At 69.1% G+C, this 17,874-nt stretch carries 10 protein-coding genes, 1 tRNA gene and 2 pseudogenes; 9 read left to right on the top strand and 4 right to left on the bottom strand.

The genetic code is table 11. The annotated features are described in order from the left end of the window. Both psaB and psaA read right to left on the bottom strand, forming a co-directional pair. Positions 1 to 583 (bottom strand): annotated as a pseudogene (psaB, locus tag KBZ04_RS04490) (photosystem I chlorophyll a apoprotein A2); the annotation flags it as partial. 20 nt (positions 584 to 603) lie between these two features. Further along, positions 604 to 2,907, bottom strand: coding sequence for a photosystem I core protein PsaA (gene psaA, locus KBZ04_RS04485; protein WP_254990713.1), 2,304 nt, complete (start codon positions 2,905 to 2,907; stop codon positions 604 to 606). A gap of 500 nt (positions 2,908 to 3,407) precedes the next feature. On the opposite strand from psaA, the gene KBZ04_RS04480 reads away from it, so the two are divergent. Together KBZ04_RS04480 and cobJ are read left to right on the top strand one after the other, a co-directional pair. Continuing rightward, positions 3,408 to 4,538 (top strand): hypothetical protein, encoded by a 1,131-nt coding sequence (locus KBZ04_RS04480; protein ID WP_254990711.1) that lies wholly within the window; start codon positions 3,408 to 3,410, stop codon positions 4,536 to 4,538. Positions 4,539 to 4,591: 53 nt separating this feature from the next. After that, positions 4,592 to 6,313: a precorrin-3B C(17)-methyltransferase gene (gene cobJ, locus KBZ04_RS04475; RefSeq protein ID WP_254990714.1), complete on the top strand. Its 1,722-nt coding sequence runs from the start codon at positions 4,592 to 4,594 to the stop codon at positions 6,311 to 6,313. A gap of 18 nt (positions 6,314 to 6,331) precedes the next feature. On the opposite strand, the gene KBZ04_RS04470 is transcribed toward cobJ, so the two are convergent. After that, a tRNA-Pro gene (locus KBZ04_RS04470) sits at positions 6,332 to 6,405 on the bottom strand. Between the two features lie 62 nt (positions 6,406 to 6,467). Here KBZ04_RS04470 and lipA point away from each other — a divergent pair. Together lipA and KBZ04_RS04460 are read left to right on the top strand one after the other, a co-directional pair. Continuing rightward, complete coding sequence (gene lipA, locus KBZ04_RS04465; RefSeq protein WP_254990710.1) at positions 6,468 to 7,370, top strand: lipoyl synthase; 903 nt, start codon at positions 6,468 to 6,470, stop codon at positions 7,368 to 7,370. Positions 7,371 to 7,422: 52 nt separating this feature from the next. Further along, entirely contained in the window at positions 7,423 to 7,764 is a 342-nt protein-coding gene (locus tag KBZ04_RS04460) for a hypothetical protein (RefSeq protein WP_254990709.1), read from the top strand. A gap of 18 nt (positions 7,765 to 7,782) precedes the next feature. Here the strand turns inward: KBZ04_RS04460 and gltB are convergent. After that, a pseudogene (gltB, locus tag KBZ04_RS04455) lies at positions 7,783 to 12,383 on the bottom strand (glutamate synthase large subunit). A 231-nt stretch (positions 12,384 to 12,614) separates the two neighbouring features. Between gltB and KBZ04_RS04450 the strand changes: the two are divergent. The 5 genes from KBZ04_RS04450 to fusA all read left to right on the top strand — a co-directional run. Beyond that, positions 12,615 to 14,453, top strand: a complete 1,839-nt coding sequence (locus KBZ04_RS04450; RefSeq protein WP_254990708.1) for a phosphodiester glycosidase family protein — start codon at positions 12,615 to 12,617, stop codon at positions 14,451 to 14,453. Positions 14,454 to 14,487: 34 nt separating this feature from the next. After that, positions 14,488 to 14,823, top strand: a complete 336-nt coding sequence (locus KBZ04_RS04445; protein ID WP_254990707.1) for an AIR synthase — start codon at positions 14,488 to 14,490, stop codon at positions 14,821 to 14,823. 85 nt (positions 14,824 to 14,908) lie between these two features. Next, positions 14,909 to 15,283 (top strand): 30S ribosomal protein S12, encoded by a 375-nt coding sequence (gene rpsL, locus KBZ04_RS04440; RefSeq protein WP_015109448.1) that lies wholly within the window; start codon positions 14,909 to 14,911, stop codon positions 15,281 to 15,283. 64 nt (positions 15,284 to 15,347) lie between these two features. Next, positions 15,348 to 15,818 carry a 30S ribosomal protein S7 gene (gene rpsG, locus KBZ04_RS04435; RefSeq protein ID WP_015109449.1) on the top strand — a complete coding sequence of 157 codons (471 nt, stop codon included), beginning with the start codon at positions 15,348 to 15,350 and terminating at the stop codon, positions 15,816 to 15,818. Positions 15,819 to 15,930: 112 nt separating this feature from the next. After that, positions 15,931 to 17,874 (top strand): elongation factor G (fusA, locus tag KBZ04_RS04430; protein ID WP_254990706.1); only part of this gene is annotated, 1,944 nt, incomplete at its 3' end.

Here is a 17,874-nt window from a genome sequence, read left to right as displayed (position 1 = left end):
CCAGGTGACCGGTCCAGGCGATGGAACTGAAGCCGAACAGCACAGCCAGGTGATGGTTGAGCCGCGATTCAGCGTTCTTGAACCAGGCCAGGGAAGGCAGGAACTTGGGCTGGAGATGGAGCCAGCCGGCGAACAGGGCCCATGCCGAGAGGATCAGCATGAAGATGGAACCCTGGTAGAGCTCCATGTTGGTCGTCATGCCGATCGTGTACCACCAGTGGTACAGACCGGAATAGGCGATGTTCACCGGGGAGGAAGCGCCCGCCTGGGTGAAGGCGTCGATGGCGCCTTGGCCGAAGTGGGGATCCCAGATCGCGTGAGCGATGGGACGTACATGCAGCGGATCGGCGACCCACTGCTCGAAGTTGCCCTGCCAGGCGATATGGAACAGGTTGCCCGAAACCCAGAGGCCGATGATCGCCAGGTGACCGAAGTGGGTGGAGAACAGCTTTTGGTAAAGCCGCTCCTCCGTCATTCCGTCATGGCTCTCGAAGTCGTGAGCCGTGGCGATGCCGTACCAGATACGGCGGGTTGTCGGGTCCTGTGCCAGACCCTGGCTGAACGAAGGAAATTTCGTTGCCATTGGGAAAGGTCAGGTGGAGGTCAGCCGACCGCGATGAGTCGGGACAGGAAGAAGGCCCAGGTTGTCGCGATACCGCCCAGCAGATAGTGGGCGACACCGACGGCACGGCCTTGGGTGATGGAAAGCGCCCGCGGTTGGATGGCGGGAGCCACCTTCAGCTTGTTGTGAGCCCAGACGATGGACTCGATCAGCTCCTGCCAGTAGCCGCGGCCACTGAAGAGGAACATGAGGCTGAAGGCCCAGACGAAGTGGGCACCCAGGAACATCAGACCGTAGGCGCTGGAGGACGAGCCGTAGCTGTTCAGCACCTGGGCGGCCTGGGCCCACAGGAAGTCCCGGAGCCAACCATTGATGGTGATGGCGCCCTGGGCGAAGTTGCCGTTGGTGATGTGCTGGACGGTGCCGTCGGCATTGACGGTGCCCCACACGTCGCTCTGCATCTTCCAGCTGAAGTGGAAAATGACGATCGACAGGGAGTTGTACATCCAGAACAGGCCGAGGAACACGTGGTCCCAGGCCGACACCTGACAGGTACCGCCACGGCCGGGGCCGTCGCAGGGGAAGCGGAAGCCCAGGTTCGCCTTGTCGGGGACGAGGCGGGAGCTGCGCGCGTAGAGCACGCCCTTCAGCAGGATCAGCACGGTGACGTGGATCGTGAAGGCGTGGATGTGGTGGACCATGAAGTCCGCCGTTCCCAGGGGGATCGGCGCGGCGGCCACCTTGCCGCCGACAGCGACGACAGCGCCGTTGAACACTTCGCTCACACCGGCCAGCGCATTGGGAGCGGTGGTGCCGGCGGCGGCGGCGTGCAGGCCCTGGATCCATTGCGCGAAGACGGGCTTCAGCTGGATCGCGGTGTCACTGAACATGTCCTGGGGACGTCCCAGGGCACTCATGGTGTCGTTGTGGATGTAGAGGCCGAAGCTGTGGAAGCCCAGGAAAATGCACACCCAGTTGAGGTGGCTGATCAGGGCATCACGGGCTTTGAGCACCCGATCCAGCACGTTGTCGATGTTCTTGGCAGGGTCGTAGTCGCGGATGAGTGCGATGGCCGAGTGGGCACCGGCTCCGACGATCAGGAAGCCGCCGATCCACATGTGGTGGGTGAACAGCGACAGCTGGGTCGGGTAGTCAATACCGATGTAGGGATACGGCGGCATCGCATACATGTGGTGCGCCACGATGATCGTGAGCGAACCCAAGAGTGCGAGGTTCAGACCCAGCTGGGCGTGCCAGGAGGTGGTCAGGAATTCGTAGAGCCCATCGTGACCTTTGGGCGCGGGGAACAGCAGGGGATCACCCTTCTGGCCCTCGAGAATTTCCTTGATGCTGTGGCCGATGCCCCAGTTGGTGCGGTACATGTGGCCAGCCACGATGAACAGCACCGCAATCGCCAGGTGGTGATGGGCGATGTCGGTCATCCAGAGGCTGCCTGTCACAGGATTCAGACCACCCTTGAAGGTGAGGAAATCGCTGTAGGCGGCCCAGTTGCCGGTGAAGAAGGCGGAGATCCCCGCGCCGAAGCCGGGGAACAACTGGGTCAGCAGATCCTGGTTGAGAAACTCGTGGGGGAGCGGGATGTCGGCCACCGAAGCGATGGTCTTGCCGTTCAACACCAGCGGGCTGCCGGCGTCGATGGCGTCCATCAACTGGGTGGTGGGCAGCGACACGTGCAGCAGGTGACCTGTCCAGGACAGGGACCCGAGCCCGAGCAGGCCGGCCAGGTGGTGGTTGAGCATGGACTCAACGTTCTGGAACCACTCCAGCTTCGGCGCCGCCTTGTGGTAGTGGAAGACACCGGCGTTGAGCATCAGGCCGGCCATGACCAGGGCACCGATGGCGGTGCACAGGAGCTGGAACTCGTTGGTGAAACCCCAGGCTCTCCACACGTGGAAGAGGCCGGAGGTGATCTGGATGCCGTGGAAGCCGGCACCCACATCGCCATTGAGAATTTCCTGGCCGAAGATCGGCCAGACCACCTGAGCACTGGGCTTGACGTGCAGGGGGTCGGCCAGCCAGCCGGTGTAGTTGGAGAAGCGGGCTCCGTGATAGAAGGCGCCGCTCAACCAGATGAAGATGACGGCCAGATGGCCGAAGTGAGCGCTGAAGATCTTCCGGGAGACCTCTTCAAGATCGCTCGTGTGGCTGTCGAAATCGTGAGCGTTGGCGTGGAGGTTCCAAACCCAGGTGGTGGTTTTGGGACCTTTGGCGAGGGCGCGATCGAAATGCCCGGGCTTGCCGAACAGTTCGAAGGTGGCAGGGACGGTGTCCCTGTCAACCATGTCCTTCGCCTTGTTCCCACGCTCTGGTGGGCTGATGGTCATCGAGACGTTCCTCGAGGGACGGGGTCGAGGTGGAGGTCCACCCCTTCGACGGACGCCGGAGACTGGTCATGCGACCGTCCCGGACCCATCGGTGGGCCCCATGGCCGGGAGGACCCGACCATGGGCACCAGTCGCGAGGTGGGGGAAATCCCTTGCCACGACTGGGGCTTTGGGCCCCGAAAGGGGACCGCTGGCGGAAGTATAGGGGTCGAAAACAAGGCGAATCGGCCGCCAGTTACAAAGGTTTAATCCCAGCGGTTCCAAGGCTGCGACAGCGGTCTGGCCGCATGTTGTCAACAACGTAACAATCAGAAAATCCGTGGGTTTCTATAACCGTTTGCCGCATTTCTCGGCCAATTCGACAGCTGATCTGCCCCGTTCGGGCCCCGAAGCAGAATGGCGCCACGGTTGAGGCAGCCCGCGTGAGCGACAGGGGTCAGAGGCAAAGAGCCGCAGGGCGAGGCGCCCGGAGGTCCTGCCTCTGGGCCGGCCTGCTGACGATGGTTCTGCTGCTGGGGCTCACCGCGGCGCCGCCGGCCGCCCTGGCCTTCCATCTCCCGGGCCGCCGCACGCCCGCTGCGGACGCCACGCCCCTGGCGGTGGGGCGTTCCAGCCAGCAGGAGGTGGCGCCCCCCCTGGCGGTGCAGCAGCTGCAGGGGGCCCTGGACGGGCGGCGGCCCCGGCTGGAGATCCTCTCCCCCGCCGACGGCGCCCTGCTGCCGGCCGGTCCCTGGACCCTGCGGCTCCAGGTGGAGGACTGGCCCCTGGTGGATGCCGGCCCCCTCGGCCTCGGCCCCCACCTGGTGGTGCAGCTGGATGGGGATCCCCCCCTGCCGCTCACGGCCACCAGCACCACCATGCGGCCGCTGGAGCCGGGCAGCCATCGGCTCACCGTCTACGCCGCCAGACCCTGGGGCGAGGCGGTGAAGGGCCCCGGGGCCCAGCGCCAGATCCGGCTGCACAGGGTCGCCGCCAACCCCTTGAGCCAACCCGCTCCGGGCAGCCCCCAGCTGATCGCCGTCAGCCCCCGGGGGACGGCGGCCGCCACGCCCCTGCTGCTCGACTGGCTGTTGCTGGAAGCCCCCCTGCAGAACCTGCGCAGCGGTGACGCCAGCTGGCGGCTGCGGGTCAGCCTCAACGGTGACAGCTTCCTGATCGATCAACAGACGCCCCTGTGGCTGGGGGGCTGGCGCAGCGGCAGCAACGCGATCCAGCTCGACCTGCTCGACGGCCTGGGCGAGCCCCTCAACCCACCGTTCAACAGCCTGGTGACGGAAGTGACCCTGGAGCCCGGTGCCGCCCCCCCCCGCTGGCAGGGGGGCCGCCTGCAGCCCGACGAACTGGCCGTCTTGCTGGGCGAGGCCCCGCCGCCTGCCGCACTGGAGCCAGAGCCCATGCCCGAACCAGAGCCAGAACCGGAGACGGCGCAGGAACCTGCGTCCGACGTGGCGACCGAGGCCCTCACCGGAGCTGAGCAAGACACCACAACCGAGCTGGGACAAGAGGTCCAGGCGGAGGCCGGGAACCCGGCCGAGATTGAGCCTTCGACAGCGGTCCTTGCCAATCCACCGGAGCCCCCAACCGCTGTTGAGGCGGCCGAGCCCCTCCTGGAAGGGAGCGTGGCGCCGTGAGCCTCAGCCAACGCGCCATCATCGGCCTCGGCTTCGGGCCGACGGCCGCGCCGATGCTCGAGCGGCTCGCCCAGGCCGGCCTGCTGCGGACCGTCCGCGGCCCGGAGGATGGGGCGGCGGCCGTCTGGCTGGCGGAGCACTGGGGGACCGCCGAAGCGGTGGTGGCCGTCGGGGCCTGCGGCCTGGTGACCCGGCTGATCGCCCCCCTGATCAGCGACAAGGACAGTGATCCCGCCGTGCTGGTGGTGGATCCCCAGGGGCGTTTCGTGGTGCCGCTGCTGGGGGGCCACCACGCCGGTGCTGATCAGCTCAGCCAGGAGCTCGCCGCCCTGGTCGGCGGCGAGGCCGTGCTCACCGGCGCCGGCGCCTCCCATGGCCGGCTGCCCCTGGATGCCTTTGGCCAGGCCTGGGGCTGGCGCCGGGGCGAGGGCGACTGGCGGGGCCTGATGGTCGAGGCGGCCCGCGGCAACCGGATCGGCCTGCGGCAGGAGGGCGGCAACAGCCTCTGGCAGACGCTGGAGGGCACAGGCACCACGCCGACGGCCGGCCCGGCGGCTCTGGTGATCAGCCCCCACGGCGGCAACGGCTGCCGCTGGCATCCCCCCACCCTGTGGCTGGGTGTCGGCTGCGAACGGGACACGAGCCTGGCGGTGCTGGTACGCCTCGTGACCGAGGGTTTGGCGCAGCAGGGGCTGGCCCCCGAGGCCGTGGCCGGCCTGGCCAGCATCGATCGCAAGGGGGATGAGCCAGCTCTGCTGGCCCTGGCGGAACAGCGGGGCTGGCCCCTGCGGCTCTTCGACGCCCCCACCCTGGCGGCAGTGACGGTCCCCCATCCCTCCGAGGCGGTGGCCAGGGAGATGGCAACGCCGAGCGTGGCCGAGGCCGCCGCTCTCCAGGCGGCGTCCCAGGCGGGGGGGCCGGCCCGCCTGCTGGTGGAGAAGCGGATCGGGCGCGCCGGGACCGGGGAGCGGGGGGCCGCCACCCTGGCGGTGGCCCTGGCCGGACGCCAGTGGGCTCCGCAGCGGGGCAGTCTGCAGTTGGTGGGCAGCGGTCCGGGCGCCCTAGCCCTGCTCACGGGCGAGGCCCGTCAGGCGTTGGCCGCCGCCACGGTCTGGGTGGGCTACGGGCTCTACCTCGACCTGCTCGAACCCCTCAGGCGGCCCGACCAGCTGCGCCGCGAGGGCCGCCTGACCGAAGAGACGGCCCGCTGCGCCGAAGCCCTCGACCTGGCCCGCCAGGGCCTCGACGTGGCCCTGATCTCCTCAGGAGACAGCGGCATCTACGGCATGGCGGGGCTGGCCCTCGAACTCTGGCTGCAGCTGCCGGTCCTCGACCGTCCCGCCTTCACGGTGCACCCGGGACTGTCGGCCCTGCAGCTGGCCGCCGCCCGGGCCGGCGCGCCGCTGATGCACGACTTCTGCACGATCAGCCTCAGCGACCGCCTCACCCCCTGGGAGGTGATCGAACGGCGGCTGAAGGGCGCCGCCAGCGGTGATTTCGTGGTGGCCCTCTACAACCCCCGCTCCCTGGGCAGGCCCTGGCAGCTGGGCCGGGCCATCGAACTGCTGGGGGAGGGCCGGCCGGCCAGCACGCCGGTGCTGCTGGCCCGTCAGCTGGGGCGGGCCGAAGAGACCCTCAGCCTGCACACCCTGGGCTCCCTGCCCCAGGAGCAGGTGGACATGCTCACCCTGGTGCTGGTGGGCAACAGCTCCACCCGTGTCCAGGACGGCCGCATGGTGACCCCCCGGGGCTACCCGGGAGCAGCCCTGGCCTGAGGGCCGGCAGAAAAGAAATCGGGATGACAGGATTCGAACCTGCGGCCCCTTCGTCCCGAACGAAGTGCGCTACCAAGCTGCGCCACATCCCGATGGCCAGACTTTAGGGGATGGGCCGCGGCGACGCCCTGCCTACAGTCCGCCCAGCCCAGCGATGCCCGTGCCCATCAGCGACCCCCGGCCCGCCCCTGCCAAGCCGCCCTGGCTGCGGGTCAAGGCGCCGCAGCGGGAACGGATCGGGGCAGTGGCGGACCTGCTGGTTGACCTCAAGCTCAACACGGTCTGCCAGGAGGCCAGCTGCCCGAACATCGGCGAGTGCTTCGCCGGCGGCACCGCCACCTTCCTGATCATGGGGCCGGGCTGCACCCGGGCCTGCCCCTACTGCGACATCGACTTCGACCGCAGCGTGCGGGCACTGGACCCCACCGAGCCCGAGCGGCTGGGGGAAGCGGTGCGGCGCCTGGGCCTGAGCCATGTGGTGATCACCTCGGTCAACCGGGACGACCTGGCCGATGGCGGGGCCAGCCAGTTCGTCGCCTGCATCGAGGCCGTGCGCCGCAACGCCCCCCTGACCACGATCGAGGTGCTGCTGCCGGATCTCTGCGGCACCTGGGAGGCCCTGGCGGTGGTGATGGCGGCGGCGCCTGAGGTGTTGAACCACAACATCGAAACCGTGCCCCGGCTCTACCGGCAGGTGCGGCCGCAGGGGGTGTATGGGCGCTCGCTGGAACTGCTGCGCCGGGTGCGGGACGGCTGGCCGCGCACCTACACCAAATCAGGCCTGATGGTGGGCCTGGGGGAAAACGACGCCGAGGTTCGCTCTGTGATGGCCGATCTGCGCGCCCACGCCGTCGACATCGTTACGATCGGCCAGTACCTCTCCCCCGGCCCCAAACACCTGCCGGTGCAGCGCTTCGTCTCCCCAGAGGTGTTCGAAGACTTCCGCCGCCACGGGGAAACCGACCTGGGCTTCCTTCAGGTAGTGAGCAGTCCGCTCACCAGGAGCAGCTACCACGCCGGCGAGGTGCGACGCCTGATGCACGAGCACCCGCGCTGATCCGAACCGGATCCCGATGCAGGATTGGGACGTCGCAGCCCCCGGTCCGGTCATGAGCAAACTTGCCTCCCTCGGCCTGGTAGTGGCCCTGTTGACGCCGGGGGAGCCCGCCCTGGCCGTGCCGCACGTCTATTCGGACGTGGTGCTGGGGGTGAACGACCTGATGGCCTGCGTCGAGAACGCCAAGACGGTGGCCAGCAAGAACGGCTTCACCGACGATGTCCAGGTGCTCGGCACCGGCGAGAGCCGCTCGGTGTACGCCGACCACGCCAGCCTTCCCATGGCCCTCTCGATCAGCTGCAGCACAAAGCTGGGTGCCGCGTCGATCGCCGTCGCCGGCATGAACAACGACGACACCTTCGCCGCGTTCAAGAAGGTCTACGACGGCTTCTGAGCCTGGACCGCAGGCCGCTCAGGCCGCCACAGCTTCCCGTGCGGCCAGACCCACCGCGGCCTTCTCACTGGGGGGCACCAGCACCTGGAAACGCCCCTTCCAGGTGGGCCAGTCGGCCAGGATCGCCGCCGCCCTGGTGCTGCCGGTGGCCAGCAGATGGGCCTCCAGCAGGGGCCGCAGCAGCGCTTCCTGCTCGGGGGTGGTGAGAGGCACCAGTTCCACGGACTCCGGATTGAGGCGGGCCGCCAGGCCCCCGCTCCCGTCGAGCAGGAAGGCCACCCCGCCGGTCATGCCGGCGGCCACGTTGCGGCCGGTGCCGCCCAGGACCACCACCACGCCGCCTGTCATGTACTCGCAGCAGTGGTCGCCGACCCCCTCCACCACGGTGCGGGCACCGCTGTTGCGGACGGCGAAGCGTTCACCGGCCCGGCCGAGGGCGAACAGTTCGCCGCCCGTGGCGCCATACAGACAGGTATTGCCGAGGATCACCTGGTCGCCGGGATCGGTGACACCGGCCGGAGGCACCACGGTGATGCGCCCACCGTTGATGCCCTTGCCGACGTAATCGTTGGCCTCGCCCACCAGGCGCAGGTCCATGCCCTGGAGCACGAAGGCACCGAAGCTCTGGCCGGCGGCGCCATGGAACGTCAGGGAAAGGCCCCCCTGGAAGCCGGTGTTGCCGTGCAGGGCAGCGATCTCGCCAGCCAGGCGGGCGCCCACGCTGCGGTCGGTGTTGACGATCGACAGTTGACGCACCACATGGCCGTGGGCGTCGATGGCCGCGAGCACCTCCGGATCGGCCAGCAACGCGTCCTCAAGCACCGGACCGTTGTCGTGGGCGACGTCGTCGTGGCGCAGCCAGGCACGGTCGGCGGCGGCGGGGATCGGATCGAGCAGGCAGGAGAGATCCAGGGCGCTGGTTTTGGTGAGGGCGATGGCGCGGGAAGTCAGCAGATCGGTGCGGCCGATCAGGTCCTCGAGGCGGGCCACGCCGAGCACGCTGAGCAGTTGGCGCACCTCCTCGGCCACGAAGACGAAGAAGTTGACGACGTGCTCGGGCAGGCCGGTGACGCGCTTGCGCAGGGCTTCCTTCTGGGTGGCCACCCCCACCGGGCAGTTGTTGGTGTGGCAGACGCGGGCCATGATGCAGCCCTCGGCGATCATGGCCACCGAGCCGAAGCCGTACTCCTCAGCCCCCAGCAGGGCGGCGATCAGCACGTCCCAGCCGCTCTTGAGGCCGCCGTCGGCCCGCAGCAGCACCCGGTCGCGCAGGCCGTTCTCCAGCAGGCTGCGGTGCACCTCGGTGAGCCCCAGCTCCCAGGGGCTGCCGGCGTGCTTGATCGAACTCAGCGGCGAGGCTCCGGTGCCACCGTCGTGGCCGGAGATCTGGATCACGTCGGCGTTGGCCTTGGCCACCCCGGCGGCGATCGTGCCGATGCCGATCTCGGCCACCAGCTTCACCGAGACCCGGGCGGCGGGATTCACCTGGTGCAGATCGTGGATCAACTGGGCCAGATCCTCGATCGAATAGATGTCGTGGTGCGGCGGCGGTGAGATCAACGCCACGCCAGGCTTGCTGTTGCGCAGCCAGGCGATGTAGGCATCCACCTTGGGGCCCGGCAGCTGGCCGCCCTCGCCGGGCTTGGCGCCCTGGGCCACCTTGATCTCCAGCTGCCGGCCGCTGCGCAGGTAGGCCGGGGTGACGCCGAAGCGGCCGGAGGCGATCTGCTTGATGGCGGAGCAGGCGCTGTCGCCGTTACGCAGGCCGCGCAGGCTGGGAAGGGTGGGCGAGTGGCCCTCGCCGTCGACGTCGTTGAGGGGGTGGTAGCGGGCCGGATCCTCACCGCCCTCGCCGCAGTTGCTCTTGCCGCCGATGCGGTTCATCGCCACCGCCAGCACCTCGTGGGCCTCCCGGGAGAGGGCCCCCAGGCTCATGCCGCCGGTGCAGAAGCGGCTGCAGATGCTCTCCACGCTCTCCACCTGCTCAATCGGCAGGGGCACCGGGGCCGGCCTCAGCTCGAGCAGGTCCCGCAGGGCCGTCACCGGCCGGTTCTCGAGCAGGGTGCGATAGGTGGAGAAGTGGTCGTAGCCCGGGCCCGCCGCCACGGCGGCATGCAGGGCCTTGGACATCTCCGGGTTGTTGAGGTGGAACTCCCCGCCGGTGCGGTACTGCACGAAGCCCATGAACTCCAGCTTGGTGCGGTTCAGCTCCGGGTAGGCCTTGGCATGGAAGGCCAGGGTCTCGCTGGCCAGGTCCTGCAGACTGAGGCCGGCCACCCGGCTGGTGGTGCCGGTGAAGGCCAGATCGATCAGATCGGCGCCGATGCCGATGGCCTCGAAGATCTGGGCGCCGTGGTAGCTGGCCAGCAGGGAGATGCCGATCTTGGAGAGGATCTTGCGCAACCCCTCCTCCAGGGCCTTGCGCACGTTGGCCTGGGCCGTGTCGGCGTCGAGGGCGGGCAGTTTGCCCCTCTCGATCATCGACTGGGTGCGGGGGTGGACCAGCCAGTGGCGGGTGGTCTCCCAGGTGAGCCACGGGCAGACGGCGCTGGCGCCGTAGCCGATCAGGCAGGCCAGATGGTGCGTGCTCCAGCACTGGGCGGTGTCCACCACCAGGGAGCACTGCAGGCGCAGGCCGAGACGCAGCAGGTGGTGGTGCACCGCGCCGACCCCCAGCAGGGGAGGAATGGCCGTGGTGCCGGCGCTGATGCCGCCCTCGGCACGGTCCGAAAGGACCAGGATCTGGCTGCCGCTGCGCACGGCCGCCTCCGCCTCGAAGCAGAGGCGGTGCAGGGCCTGCTCCAGTCCATCAGGGCCGTTGGCCACCGGCAGCAGCGTGGAGAGGGTGGTGAGCCCGAGGCCCTGGGAACCGAGCTCCAGCAGTTCGGCCTCGTTGAGCACCGGGGAGCTGAGGTGCAGCACGGCGGCGCCGGAGGCATCGGGGCGCAGGGCCGACCCGCGCCGGCCCAGGTGCATCTCCAGACTCATGACCAGCTTCTCGCGCAGCGGGTCGATCGGGGGGTTGGTGACCTGGGCAAAGCGCTGCTTGAAGTAGTCGTAAAGGAGGTGGGGCTTGGAGGAGAGCACCGCCAGGGGGATGTCATCCCCCATGCAGTAGGTGGGTTCCTTGCCCTGACCGGCCATGTCCTCGATGACCAGGTCCAGGTCCTCGGCCGTGAAGCCGAAGGCGGTCTGCTGCTGCAGGAGTTCCAGGTCGCCCAGGGAGCGTTCTGCCAGGGGCCCGGGGAGAGGCTGCGGCGATGGTCGAGCAGCCAGCCGGCGTAGGGCAGCCGCGCCGCGGTCTCCTCCTTGACGTCCCAGTTGCGCAGCAGCCGGTGCTGCTCCAGGTCGACGGCCAGCATCTGGCCGGGGCCGAGGCGTCCCTTCTCGATGATGCGGGATTCCTCCAGCTCCACAACGCCCGTTTCCGAGCCCATCACCACGTAACCGTCGCTGGTGATGCAGTACCGGGCCGGCCGCAGGCCGTTGCGATCGAGGGTGGCCCCCACCATGCGGCCGTCGCTGAAGACCAGCAGGGCGGGGCCGTCCCAGGGCTCCTGCAGGCAGGCGCTGTATTCGTAGAAGGCCTTGATCGCCGGCCGCTCGTCGAGCTCGGGCTGGTCGCGGAAGGCCTCCGGGACCAGGGTGAGCAGGCTGTCGGTGATCGGCCGGCCGCTGCGCACCATCAGTTCGAGGGTGGCGTCGAGGTTGGCCGAATCGCTGAAGGCGGCGTTGACCAGGGGGCGCAGGTCCCGGGCGGCATCGCCCCAGACGGCCTCGAGGTGGGATTCGGCGGCCCTGGCCCAGTTGATGTTGCCCAGCAGGGTGTTGATCTCGCCGTTGTGGCCCAGCAGGCGCATCGGCTGGGCCAGGGGCCAGCGGGGCAGGGTGTTGGTGCTGAAGCGGCGGTGGTACACCGCGAAGGCGACGCTGAAGCGTTCGTCCCGCAGGTCGGCGTAGAAGGCGTCGAGCACCTCCGAGCGCACCATGCCCTTGTAGACAACGGTGCGGGCGCTGATCGAGGCGAAGTAGAGGTCGGTGGTGTCGGCCCCCCACACCTCCCGCACCCGGTCGACGGCGCGGCGCCGCAGCCGGAACAGGAGGGATTCGAGGGCGTCGACGTCAGCCATGACGCCGGGCACCGCATCGGGGGCGGCCAGCAGCCATTGCTCGATGGCCGGAGCGTTCTCCCGCGCCAGGGGACCAAGCACGTCGGGGACCACCGGGACCTGCCGCCAGCCCAGGCTGAGCAGCCCGAGGCGCTCGGCCTCCTCGTCGCAGATCCGGCGGGCCAGGTCACGGCGGTCGGGATCCGCCGGCAGGAAGAGCATCCCCAGCCCCCGCACGATCGCCGTGGAGGCGGCGGCCGCCGGCCAGACGTCCTCCAGGTAGCTCCAGGGAATCGCGGTCAGCAGGCCGGCGCCGTCACCGGAATCCCCATCCCCGCCACAGCCGCCCCGGTGCTCCATGCAACGCAGGCCGCGCAGGGCCTGCTGCAGCACCCAGTGGTTGGGCACCCCGTCGAGATGGGCCAGGAAACCCACCCCACAGGCGTCCGTCTCGCCAGGGCCTGGGGCCGAGCTGTCGCGATGGGGCCAGACGGGGACGGAGGAGGACATAGGCCGGGTTGGGGCTGCTGAAACGGAGCTGGAACGGGCTTGGAGGGAACAAGCCTAAGGACGGCGCCAGTAGGGGCCTGCCGAGAAGCTGCCGTGTCACCCGTGCAGCAGCCGTGTCAGCGACGACACAGCGAGCCACCGATCCTAGGCAGCCGCCCCCACCCCGGAGCGATGGGACTAACTTTCTGCCTCAAGGGGCAAGATTTTGCCTCAAGAGGCAGGACGTCGTCGATGGCCACGACTCTCCCGATCACCCTGGCCCTGCTGGCCCTGATCGGAGCTCCCCAGGTCAGCAGGGCGGCCCCGCCGCCGATGCCCCCGGCCCTGCCGGAACTGCCGGCCCCTCGTCCCAGCCGGCCCTGGCCGGTGCGGGCGGCCCCCGGGGCGGAGGTCGGCGGCACCGGGCTGACGCTCAACGGCCGCAGCCAGCGGGCCGCCTGGCGCTGGAGCGGCGATGACCCGCGCCGGCCGGTGGCCCTGTGGCTGCCGCTCGAGGTGCTCGAAGGCCAGCTGGGCTTCAGCAGCCGCTCCAGGCCCGATGGCGCTCTGGCGCTGGAATGGTTCGGCCGGGAGCTGGTGGTGCCGCCGGCTGGGCAGCGGTCGCTGGCGGACGAGGTGGCCATCGACGTGGCCGCCCTGCTGCAGGACGTGGGCGTGGCGCTGGAGCGCCGCGGCGAGCGGCTGGACCTGCGCCTGCCGGCGCCCCGGCTGCTCCAGGTGCGCAGCTCCGAGCAGGCCGGCGTCCGGCGGGTGGTGCTCGACCTCGACGGACCCGCCCTGGTGCGCAGCAGCGAGGGCGGCGTTCAGCTGTCCCTGCTCAGCAGGCCCGACCAGCTGGCCCAGCTCACCGCCCGGGGCCTGCGCAGCGGCACCGACGGGGCGGACCTGACCCTGGCGGTGCCGGGAGGCGCCGCCCCCCTGCGCACCTTCACCCTGGGGGATCCAGCCCGGGTGGTCATCGACCTGCCCCAGGGCCCCGCCAGGGTCGGCACGGCGCCGCAGGCTGCGGCGCCGATCGATCCGCGGCTGCTGGCGCTGCTGGGGCCCCGGTTGCGCTGGGACCAGCAGGTGCGCAGCGTGGGCGGCACCAGGGTCCTGGTCAACGCCGTCCGGATCGATCCCCGCAGCGGGCCGCTGGAACTTCGGACCCTCAGCCGGCCCGATGGCATGGCGGGCCTGAGCTCCCTGGCGGCCCTGGCCCAGCGCCAGGACGCCCTGGTGGCGATCAACGGCGGCTTCTTCAACCGGGTGCGCCGCCTTCCCCTCGGCGCCCTGCGGGACCAGGGCCGCTGGCTGTCCGGGCCGATCCTCAACCGCGGCGCCATCGGCTGGGATTCCCGCAGCCTGCCCCGCTTCGGGCGCCTGCGGCTGGACGAATGGATCAGCGATGACCGGGGCCAGCGCTGGCCGCTCCTGACCGTCAACAGCGGTTACGCCCAGCGGGGCCTGAGCCGCTACACCGCCGACTGGGGCCGTCTCTACCAGGCCCTGACCGGCTCGGAAACGGGTGTGATGCTGAGCGGTGGCCGCGTGCAGCGGCGGATCAGCAGCCAGGAGCTGGCGGCGGGTGTGCTGCTGCGGCCGGAGGACACCCTGGTGGTGGCCCGCGGCGGGGCCGCCCTGCCCTGGAATGAAGGGGAGTCGCTGCGCCTGGAGACCCGCCCCAGCGACCCCCTGGGCAACGCCGGCTCCGTGATGGGCGGAGGGCCGCTGCTGCTCCAGAACGGCCGCATCGTCCTCAACGGCAGCGCCGAAGGGTTCGGGGCCGCCTTCCTGCGGCAGGGGGCGCCCCGCACGGTGGTGGGCAGCGATGGCACCTTGCTGTGGCTGGTGACCCTGGAAGGCGCCGGGGGTGGCGCCGGGCCCACCCTGGCCGAAACCGCCTGGCTGCTGCAGCAACTGGGCCTGGTCGATGCCCTGAACCTCGACGGTGGCAGTTCCACGGGCCTGGTGATGGGCGGCAGCCACCGGGTCAAGGGCCGGGGGGTGGCCGGCTCGGTTCACAACGGCCTGGGGCTGGTGCCGGTCGGGGGCGGCGCAGCGGCCACCGGCCTGAGCCCCACCAGCTAGCGACTGGCAAACTGAACCCATTCGCCACTCCACCGTGCCCCGGGGCCACAGCCTTCGTCTCACCCCCGCCGCCGCCGCCGAGCTGAGCCGCCAGGCGGCCGTGGCGGGCACCCCGGGGCTCATGCACCTGGAGCTGCTGGAGGGGGCCTGCGAAGCCTGGGCGATCCGGCTGCGCCCGGGCCATCTGGCCGGCACCCCCGTGGCCCGGGCCGACGGCATCACCCTCTATTCCCCCGCTGGGCAGCTGCCGCTGCTGCAGGGCCTGCAGCTCGACTACCGGGGCGACCTCAGCGGCGGCGGATTTCTGGTGCGTCCCGGGCCGGGCGTGCGCAGCTGTGCCTGCGGGGCCGCCTTCAGCCGCGAGAGTTGAGGGGGACGGCGACGAAGTAAGGTGTCGGATTGTCGAAACGGTCGGACAACCGACCCGTCCACACCGAGCAGCACCCCGGCCTTCGATGCCCACTATTCAGCAGCTGATCCGCACCGAGCGGCAGCGTCTCACCCGCAAGACGAAGTCGCCCGCCCTGCGCGCCTGCCCCGAGCGGCGTGGCGTCTGCACCCGGGTGTACACCTCCACCCCGAAGAAGCCCAACTCGGCGCTGCGCAAGGTGGCCCGTGTGCGCCTCACCTCCGGGTTCGAGGTGACGGCCTACATCCCCGGCATCGGTCACAACCTTCAGGAGCACTCGGTGGTTCTGATCCGCGGCGGCCGCGTCAAGGACCTGCCCGGTGTCCGCTACCACATCATCCGCGGCACCCTCGACACCTCCGGTGTCAAGGATCGGCGGCAGTCCCGCTCCAAGTACGGCGCCAAGACACCGAAGGCCTGAGCCTTCGTTCCCCCGGCTCTTCGCGGCCGGACCAGCCCTCACCTGCTTTTTCTCCCTCCGTTCCATGTCCCGCCGCAACGCCGCCGAGAAACGCCCGGTTCTCCCGGACCCTCAGTTCAACAGCCGCCTGGCCTCGATGATCGTGGCCCGGCTGATGAAGCACGGCAAGAAGTCCACGGCCCAGCGCATCCTGTCCGATGCCTTCACCCTGATCAACGAGCGCACCGGCGCCGATCCGCTCGACCTGTTCGAGACGGCGGTCCGCAACGCCACTCCCCTGGTGGAAGTGCGCGCTCGCCGGGTCGGTGGCGCCACCTACCAGGTGCCGATGGAAGTGCGTCAGGAGCGCGGCACCGCCATGGCGCTGCGCTGGCTGGTCAACTTCTCCCGGGCCCGCAACGGCCGGAGCATGGCCCAGAAGCTGGCCGGTGAGCTGATGGACGCGGCCAATGAAGCCGGCAGTGCCGTCCGGAAGCGGGAGGAGACCCACAAGATGGCCGAAGCCAACAAGGCCTTCGCCCACTACCGCTACTGAGCCGCCCAGAGGGGCCGGATCCCTGGGCTGATCCGGTTCCTGCAGATCGCGCCAACGCCGGTCTGTAAAGTTACGCCCGCTTTTCGTCGACCCACCCCCGGAGAACTTTCCCGTGGCCCGCGCCTACCCCCTGGAACGCGTCAGAAATATCGGTATCGCCGCTCACATCGACGCGGGCAAGACCACCACGACCGAACGGATTCTGTTTTATTCCGGCGTGGTCCACAAGATGGGCGAGGTGCACGATGGCGCCGCCGTCACCGACTGGATGGAGCAGGAGCGCGAGCGGGGGATCACCATCACCGCCGCCGCCATTTCCACCAGTTGGAAGGACAACCGGATCAACATCATTGACACCCCTGGCCACGTCGATTTCACGATCGAGGTGGAACGCTCGATGCGGGTGCTCGACGGGGTCGTCGCGGTGTTCTGTGCCGTCGGTGGGGTGCAGCCCCAGTCGGAAACCGTCTGGCGCCAGGCCGATCGCTACAACGTGCCCCGGATCGTGTTCGTCAACAAGATGGACCGGACCGGCGCCAACTTCCTGAAGGTCTACGACCAGATCAAGGATCGCCTCAAGGCCAACGCCGTGCCGATCCAGCTGCCGATCGGTGCCGAGGGTGACCTCAAGGGCATCATCGACCTGGTGCGGAACAAGGCGATCATCTACACCAACGACCTCGGCACCGACATCCTCGAAGAGGAGATTCCTGCGAACATGCAGGAGGAGGCTGCGGAGTGGCGTCAGAAGCTGATGGAGTCGGTGGCCGAAACCGACGAAGAGCTGATCGAAGCCTTCCTCGAGAACGGTGAGCTCACCCAGGAGCAGCTGATGCGTGGCATCCGCCTCGGGGTGCTGCATCACGGCATGGTGCCCATCCTCTGCGGCTCCGCCTTCAAGAACAAGGGCGTCCAGCTGGTGCTCGATGCGGTCGTCGACTACCTGCCCGCCCCCGTCGATGTGCCGCCGATCCACGGCCTCCTGGCCGACGGCAGCGAAGCCACCCGTGCCTGCGACGACAGCGCTCCCTTCAGTGCCCTGGCCTTCAAGGTCATGGCCGACCCCTACGGCAAGCTCACCTTCGTCCGCATGTACACCGGCGTGCTGCAGAAGGGCAGCTACGTGCTCAACTCCACCACGGACAAGAAGGAGCGCATCTCCCGCCTGATCCTGCTCAAGGCCGACGAACGCGAGGAGGTGGACGAACTGCGGGCCGGTGACCTGGGCGCCGTGCTCGGCCTCAAGGACACCACCACCGGTGACACCCTCTGCGTCGACTCCGATCCGATCATTCTGGAATCCCTGTTCATCCCCGAACCGGTGATCTCCGTGGCCGTGGAGCCCAAGACCAAGGGCGACATGGAGAAACTCGGCAAGGCCCTGCAGTCCCTCTCCGAGGAGGACCCCACCTTCCGGGTCTCCACCGATCCGGAAACCAACCAGACCGTGATCGCCGGCATGGGCGAACTGCACCTGGAGATCCTGGTCGACCGCATGCTGCGGGAGTTCAAGGTGGAGGCCAACATCGGTGCCCCCCAGGTGTCCTACCGGGAAACCATCCGCGGCAGCGCCAAGGGTGAGGGCAAGTTCGCCCGCCAGACGGGAGGCAAGGGCCAGTACGGCCACGTGGTGATCGAAATGCAGCCCGGCGAGCCGGGTTCAGGGTTCGAGTTTGTCAACAAGATTGTTGGCGGCATCGTTCCCAAGGAGTACATCGGTCCGGCGGAAGCCGGCATGAAGGAAACCTGCCAGTCCGGTGTGATTGCCGGTTTCCCCATGATCGATGTCCGGGTCACCATGGTGGACGGCTCGTATCACGACGTCGACTCTTCGGAGATGGCGTTCAAGATCGCCGGTTCCATGGCCTTCAAGGACGGCGTCAAGAAGTGCAATCCCGTACTTCTTGAGCCGATGATGAAGGTGGAGGTCGAAGTCCCCGAGGATTACCTCGGTTCGGTCATCGGCGACCTTTCCTCCCGCCGCGGTCAGGTCGAAGGACAGTCCGTCGACAACGGACAGTCCAAAGTCCAGTCCAAAGTGCCTCTGGCCGAGATG

This window comes from Cyanobium sp. N5-Cardenillas (assembly GCF_024345515.1).
GTDB lineage: Bacteria > Cyanobacteriota > Cyanobacteriia > PCC-6307 > Cyanobiaceae > Cyanobium.
This window is presented reverse-complemented; position numbering and strand designations above follow the sequence as displayed.